Origin of the sequence: uncultured Thiodictyon sp., from assembly GCF_903828115.1 — a bacterium.
Classification (GTDB): domain Bacteria; phylum Pseudomonadota; class Gammaproteobacteria; order Chromatiales; family Chromatiaceae; genus Thiodictyon.
On sequence record NZ_CAIKKU010000620.1, the window covers coordinates 1 to 6,454 of the forward strand.

General features: G+C 66.7%; 6 protein-coding genes. All 6 read right to left on the reverse strand.

Annotated elements, in window-relative coordinates; all coding sequences use genetic code 11:
• Positions 1-85 precede the first annotated feature (85 nt).
• Positions 86-991 carry a 30S ribosomal protein S6--L-glutamate ligase gene (gene rimK, locus QZY48_RS23370; protein ID WP_295435605.1) on the reverse strand — a complete coding sequence of 302 codons (906 nt, stop codon included), beginning with the start codon at positions 989-991 and terminating at the stop codon, positions 86-88.
• A gap of 9 nt (positions 992-1,000) precedes the next feature.
• The gene (locus tag QZY48_RS23375) at positions 1,001-2,056 is read right to left on the reverse strand and encodes a hypothetical protein (RefSeq protein WP_295435607.1); all 1,056 of its coding nucleotides are present in this window, start codon (positions 2,054-2,056) and stop codon (positions 1,001-1,003) included.
• Positions 2,053-2,571 (reverse strand): signal peptidase II, encoded by a 519-nt coding sequence (gene lspA / locus QZY48_RS23380; protein WP_295435609.1) that lies wholly within the window; start codon positions 2,569-2,571, stop codon positions 2,053-2,055. The genes QZY48_RS23375 and lspA overlap by 4 nt, the downstream gene beginning before the upstream one ends.
• 132 nt (positions 2,572-2,703) lie before the next feature.
• Positions 2,704-3,090, reverse strand: a complete 387-nt coding sequence (locus QZY48_RS23385; RefSeq protein ID WP_295435611.1) for a type II toxin-antitoxin system VapC family toxin — start codon at positions 3,088-3,090, stop codon at positions 2,704-2,706.
• Positions 3,090-3,341, reverse strand: a complete 252-nt coding sequence (locus QZY48_RS23390; RefSeq protein ID WP_295435613.1) for a type II toxin-antitoxin system Phd/YefM family antitoxin — start codon at positions 3,339-3,341, stop codon at positions 3,090-3,092. The genes QZY48_RS23385 and QZY48_RS23390 overlap by 1 nt, the downstream gene beginning before the upstream one ends.
• A gap of 78 nt (positions 3,342-3,419) precedes the next feature.
• Complete coding sequence (gene ileS / locus QZY48_RS23395; RefSeq protein ID WP_295435614.1) at positions 3,420-6,251, reverse strand: isoleucine--tRNA ligase; 2,832 nt, start codon at positions 6,249-6,251, stop codon at positions 3,420-3,422.
• Positions 6,252-6,454: the final 203 nt, after the last annotated feature.

The window sequence follows — 6,454 nt, forward strand, 5'->3', positions numbered from 1 at the left end:
CCCGAACGGCATCGCCTCTCGGAATACGATCACGACAACGACAACGACAACGACAACGACAACGACAACGACAACGATGGTGTCTTCAGGCCTGGCGATAGACCCGCGTCCTGGCCAGGGCGGCGTTCTTTTCCAGGTACTCGATCATCAGACCGGCGATATCTTTGCCGGTCGCGCCCTCGATCCCTTCCAGGCCCGGGGTGGAGTTGACCTCCAGCACCAGCGGACCGCGCCGCGAGCGCAGGATGTCCACGCCGGCCACGTTGAGCCCCATGATGCGGGCCGCGTGAGTGGCAGTAGAGCGCTCCTGCGGGGTGATACGGATGGGGCTGGCGCTGCCGCCGCGATGCAGATTGGAACGGAACTCCCCGGGTTTGGCCTGGCGCTTCATCGCGGCGACCACCCGCTCACCGATCACGAAGCAGCGGATGTCCGCCCCCTGGGCCTCCGCGATGTACTCCTGGACCAGGATGTTGGCGCGCAGCCCCATGAAGGTCTCGATCAGGCCCTTGGCGGCGGGCTCGGTGTCCGCCAGCACCACCCCGATCCCTTGGGCACCCTCCAGCAGCTTGATGACCAGCGGCGGCCCGCCGACCATCTTGAGCAGGTCCTCGATGTCGTCCGGGGCATGGGCATAGCCGGTGATGGGCAGCCCGATGCCCTTGCGCGAGAGCAGTTGCAGTGAGCGCAGCTTGTCGCGGGCGCGGGCGATCGCCACCGACTCGTTCAGGGCGAAGACCCCCAGCATCTCGAACTGACGCAGCACCGCCGTGCCGTAGAAGGTGACGGAGGCGCCGATGCGCGGGATCACCGCGTCGAAGCCCTTGAGCTCCTCCCCCTTGTAGTGGATGGACTGAGCCCGGGTGCTGATGTTCATATAGCAGCGCAGCACGTCGATGACCTGGACCTCATGTCCGCGCGCCTGCGCCGCCGCCACCAGACGGCAGGTGGAATAGAGGGTCGGGTCGCGCGACAGGAGTGCGATCTTCATCCCTGGTTCTCAGGCACTGAAAAAGCGCTCCACCTGCGTCAGTCGCTCCTGGTCGCTGACGAGTTCCGCGCGGGCAAAACGCACCATGAGCACCATCCGGCCGGCCCGCTCGCCGTGATAGGCGCGCAGGTATTCGATCTCCGCCGATTGCGGGTCCTCTTCGCGCTCTTGCCGCACGACGTTCATGCGGTCCAGGCGGGTGCGCTCCGGTCTGGCGGCGATCAGGGTCTCGGGGGTGCGCAGCAGCGCCGCGAAGCGGTCCAGGTAGTCGTTGAGCGTCGCCAGCCCCTGGTGCGCCGCTGTTAGTGCCCGTTCCAGGTCCTTGATCTCATTTCCGATAATCTGGTATTCGGTGGTATGGGCGGCGCCGTCGTCGCGCAGGATCTCCAGCCCATGGGCCACCGGGCTCACCACCTTCTGTTTGATGCGCACGATGCGCAGGCTTTCCTGCAGCTCTTCGATCCGCGCCTGCTGGCGCCCGATCTCCTGCGCGGCGAACTCCACCAAGGCATCCATGATGGCCCCGGCGGTCTTGGCCCGGACCGTCTCCGGATTCCCCGCGGCCAGGATCACCTCGATATTGTCGAAGGACAGCGTGGTCTGCGCGATGTCGCGCTGTAACGTCTCTCCGTTGAGTTCGATGCCCAGTTGGTGGCGGAACACCGGCAGTGCCAGGAGGATGGCGTAGCAATCCCCCGTCATGAGGGCCGTCTTACCCATGTAGTCGCGACAGTCGGTGCTTGAGACCGCCCAGCGGATGCGGCTCGGATCGCCGAACAGTGAGTTGAGTAGGGCATCCTCAGCCCAGGTCTGCCGGTTGAGCCGCACGGGTCCGGGGACGCGCCGGGCGAGTTCCTCGCTGTAGTCGAGGCAGCGGGCGATGGGCTCGCGCAGCAGGCGACGGTAACCGTTGAGCCCACGGATGCGGGGATTGGCCAGGTCGACGGCACGCTCGATGGCGTGCCGGATCGCGTCCTCGCGCAGTTGGTTGCGCGCCCCGCGCACGCGCAGCCGCGACCACTGGTCGTGGACGAAGGCGCTGAGGTCTTGCCAGTGATTGCTCATCGGTTGGGGGTATCCGCGGCGTGCCCGGGCCCGGTCGCGTCCTCCTTGGTGAACAGCGTGTGCAGCAGCAGGACCACCACGCCGATGCTGATGGCGCTGTCGGCGATATTGAAGGCGGGCCAGGGGTTGAACAGCGCCAGCGGGACCCAGGGCAGATAGACCTGGATAAAGTCGATGACATGGCCGAGCAACAACCGGTCGATCAGGTTGCCGAGTGCCCCGCCGATGATCAGGGCCAGGGCCGCCGCCAGGGTCCGCTCGCCGGGCCGCAGCCGCACCAGCCAGGCCGTCAGTATGGCGGTGATGACGAGCGCCACGACGGCCAACAGCCAGCGCTGCCAGCCCCCGGCCGTGGCCAGCAGGCTGAAGGCCGCGCCGGTGTTGAAGGCCAGCGTCAGGTTCAGGTTGGGGAGCACTTCAATTGTCTGGAAGGGTTGCAGTGAGCCCATCACCAGCCACTTGGTGGCCTGGTCCAGGAGGACCACGATGAGTGACAGCCAGAGCCAGTGTTTCATTACGCAATCCGCACAGAGTAGTGAGTGAAAAGCGGTCTTGATCATCATCCCGGCCATTGCGCGAACGGCGCGGTCGCCGGTCCGCACAGCGGACCCTACGGGACCGATCACCGCGCACGGCCAACCTGATGCTCAGACCCGCCACAGGTTCAGCTCATAACGGGCGACCTGCGGATCATCGCTCATCAAGACCAAGGGTTCTGTTTGGGCCTGGGCGATCAGCAGTCGATCAAATGGATCGCGGTGAAGGTGGGGGAGACGGCGCACCCGCAGGGCATGCAGGCCGCTGACCGGCAACTCCTCGAAGCCCGTCCCCAGGGCCGCGGAGCGCACCAGTTCGGGCTCGGCCGCGAGGTCCGGCCGGTTCAGTGCCCGCTTGATCGCGATCTCCCAGATGCTCGCGGCGCTGAAGAAGACGCGGTTCTCGGGCGCCTCCAAGGCCTCACCGACGGCGCTCGGCAAGCGTCCCGGCTCGCTCAGCGCCCAGAGCAGGATGTGCGTATCCAGCAGGAGCCGCACTAGCGCCCCTCGAAGGCGTCGAGCAGTTCATCGGGCAGCGGCGCGTGATAGTCGCCCGTGCTCGGCAGGTGTCCCGCCAGGGTCCCGAGCACCCGGCGCGGACGCGGTTGCGTGATCGCCACCAGGCGGACCACGGGCGACCCGGCCCGGGCGATCACGACCTCACCCCCGGCCTCGACCTGCTCGATGAGCTGGGAGAGGCGGGTCTTGGCCTCATGGATGTTGACCTGGGTCGGCAGTGCGGTCTGCATGGTTTGGGTCTTAGGCTTAGCTAACTACAGACTAACCGCTCTTGTCGCCCGCTTCAACCGAAATCCCGGCCACTGCCGTCATGCAAATCGCCTGACCTCGCCCGCCCCGGTCACGTTCTCCACGCAACGCCCGCATAGTTCCGGATGGTCCGCGTGGGTGCCGACGTCGGGCCGGTGATGCCAGCAGCGCACGCACTTGGGATGCCTGGCCGCGGTGACCCGCACCGCCAGCCCGGCCAGGTCGGTGGCGAGCGCCGTGTCGGGCCGCTCGGCCGCGGGGTGCAGCCGGACCGCCGAGGTAATCAGTACGAAGCGCAACTCCTCCCCCAGGCGGGCCAGGGACTCAGAGAGCCCGGCATCGCAGTAGAGGTCCAGTTCCGCGTCCAGTCCGGAGCCGATCAGGTTGTCCTTGCGGGCATCCTCCAGGGCCGGTCCCACCGCCATCCGGGCGGCCAGGACCTGATCCCAAAAGGCCTGGTCCAGGGCGCCGGTGGGGTCCAGGGGGGTGAGCCCCGTGTACCAGGCCGCCGTGAAGACGGACTCGGCGCGGGTGCCCGGCAGATAGCCCCAAATCTCCTCCGCGGTGAAGGACAGGATCGGCGCCAGCCAGCGCACCATGGCCTCCGCGATATGGTACATCGCCGTCTGGGCCGAGCGCCGCGGCAGGCCATCGGTCGCCGTGGTGTACTGGCGGTCCTTGATCACGTCCAGATAGAAGGCGCCCAGGTCCACCGCGCAGAAATTGTGTACTTTCTGGTAGATCAGGTGGAACTGGTAGTCGCGATAGGCCTCGATGAGTTCCTCCTGCAGTTGCCGCGCCCGGTCCATCACCCAGCGGTCCAGGGCCAGCATGTCGGCGGGCGCCACCTGGTTGGCGGCCGGATCGAAGCCCGCAAGGTTGGCGAGCAGGAAGCGGTTGGTGTTGCGGATGCGCCGGTAGGCGTCCGCGGTGCGCTTCAGGATCTCATCGGAGACGCTCATCTCACCGCGATAGTCCGTGGCCGCCACCCACAGCCGGATGATGTCGGCCCCCAGGGTCTTCATCACGTCCTGGGGGCTCACCACATTGCCCTTGGACTTGGACATCTTCTCGCCCTTGGCGTCCACCGTGAAGCCGTGGGTCAGCACCCCCCGATAGGGCGCCCGCTCGTGCAGGGCCACCGAGGTCAGCAGCGACGACTGGAACCAACCCCGGTGCTGGTCCGAGCCCTCCAGATACAGGTCCGCGGGGAAGCCCAGGTCCGCCCGGCGCTCCAACACGCAGGTGTGGGTGACGCCCGAGTCGAACCAGACGTCGAGCGTGTCCTGGACCTTCTCGTACTCGGCGCCCTCGCGCTCCCCCAGGAGCCCCGAGGGGTGCAGCTCGAACCAGGCCTCGATGCCTTTGAGTTCCACCCGCCGGGCGACCTCCTCGATCAGTTCCGCCGTGCGCGGATGCAGCTTGCCCGTAACCTTGTGGACCAAGAGCGTCATCGGCACCCCCCAGGTGCGCTGGCGCGAGATGCACCAATCCGGGCGGCCCTCGATCATGCCCTCAATACGCCCCTGGCCCCACTGCGGCGTCCAGGTGACCCGCTCGATCTCGCCCAGGGCCGCCGCGCGCAGTCCCTGCTTGTCCATGCTGATGAACCACTGGGGCGTGGCGCGGAAGATCACCGGTGTCTTGTGGCGCCAGCAATGGGGGTAGCTGTGGGTGAAGCGCTGCTCCAGCAGCAGGGCGCCGTGGGCCTTGAGCACCTCCACCACGCTCTCGTTGGCCTTGAAGACGTTCTCGCCCGCGAAGAGCGGCGTGCCGGGCAGAAAGCGCCCATCCGCGCCCACCGGGTTATCCACCGGGAGCCCGTAGCGGCTGCCGACGATATAGTCCTCCAGGCCGTGACCGGGGGCGGTATGGACGGCGCCGGTGCCCGCCTCCAGGGTCACATGCCCCCCCAGGACCACCGGCACCTCACGATCGTAGAAGGGATGGCGCAGACGCATCCCCTCGAAGTCCGCGCCGCGCGCATAGCCCAGGACGCGATAGCGCTCGAAGCCCCAGCGGTCCATGGTGTCCTTGAGCAGGCCCTCGGCCACGATCAGGCGTTCCTGATGGCCGCCGGACTCGACCGCCACGACGACATACTCCAACTCCGGGTTCAGGGCCACCGCCTGATTGGCTGGCAGGGTCCAGGGCGTGGTGGTCCAGATCACGAGCGACGCCGGACCCTCGCCGCAGCCGTTGGGCGAGCCGTGGCAACGCCCCTCCAACACCCCCGGCTCCACCAGCGGGAAGCGCACGTCGATGGCGATGGACTGCTTGTCCGCGTATTCCACCTCGGCCTCGGCCAGGGCCGAGCCGCAATCGATACACCAATGGACCGGCTTCTCCCCCTTCACCACATGGCCCTTGGCGATAATGCGCCCCAGCGCGCGGATGATGTCCGCCTCGTTGGCGAAGTCCATGGTCAGATAGGGGTGCTGCCAATCCCCGAAGACCCCCAGGCGCTTGAAGTCGGTGCGCTGCCCCTCGACCTGCCTGGCGGCGAAGTCCCGGCAGGCGACGCGAAATTGCGCGGCCGTCAGCTTGTGCCCCGGCTTGCCCTGTTTCTTCTCCACCTGGAGTTCGATCGGCAGCCCGTGGCAGTCCCAGCCCGGTACAAAGGGCGCATCCAGACCGTCCAGGGTCCGGGCCTTGACGATGATGTCCTTCAGCACCTTGTTGACCGCGTGCCCGATATGGATCTCGCCATTGGCGTAGGGCGGGCCGTCGTGCAGGATGAAACGCGGCGCACCCGCCCGGGCGGCGCGGATCTTCGCGTAGATATCCAACTGCTCCCAGTGCTCAAGCAGCGCCGGCTCGCGCTGGGCCAGGTTGGCCTTCATCGGGAACGCGGTGGTGGGGAGGTTCAGGGTGTGTTTGTAGTCAGGCACTTGATTTGTTTCCGCGGGATGATGGCACGGGGGGGAGACGCGCCAGGTACGCTGTGTTGGTCTGTTTAGGAACGGTTCACTAATAAGCAAGTCGATTAGGGAGTGCTTACCTCGTTGTCGTTGTCGTTGTCGTTGTCGTAATCGAGGTTATCGTAGCGACCCGAATTCTCCCGCACGCCGAATTGCATCGCTTCTTCGATTAC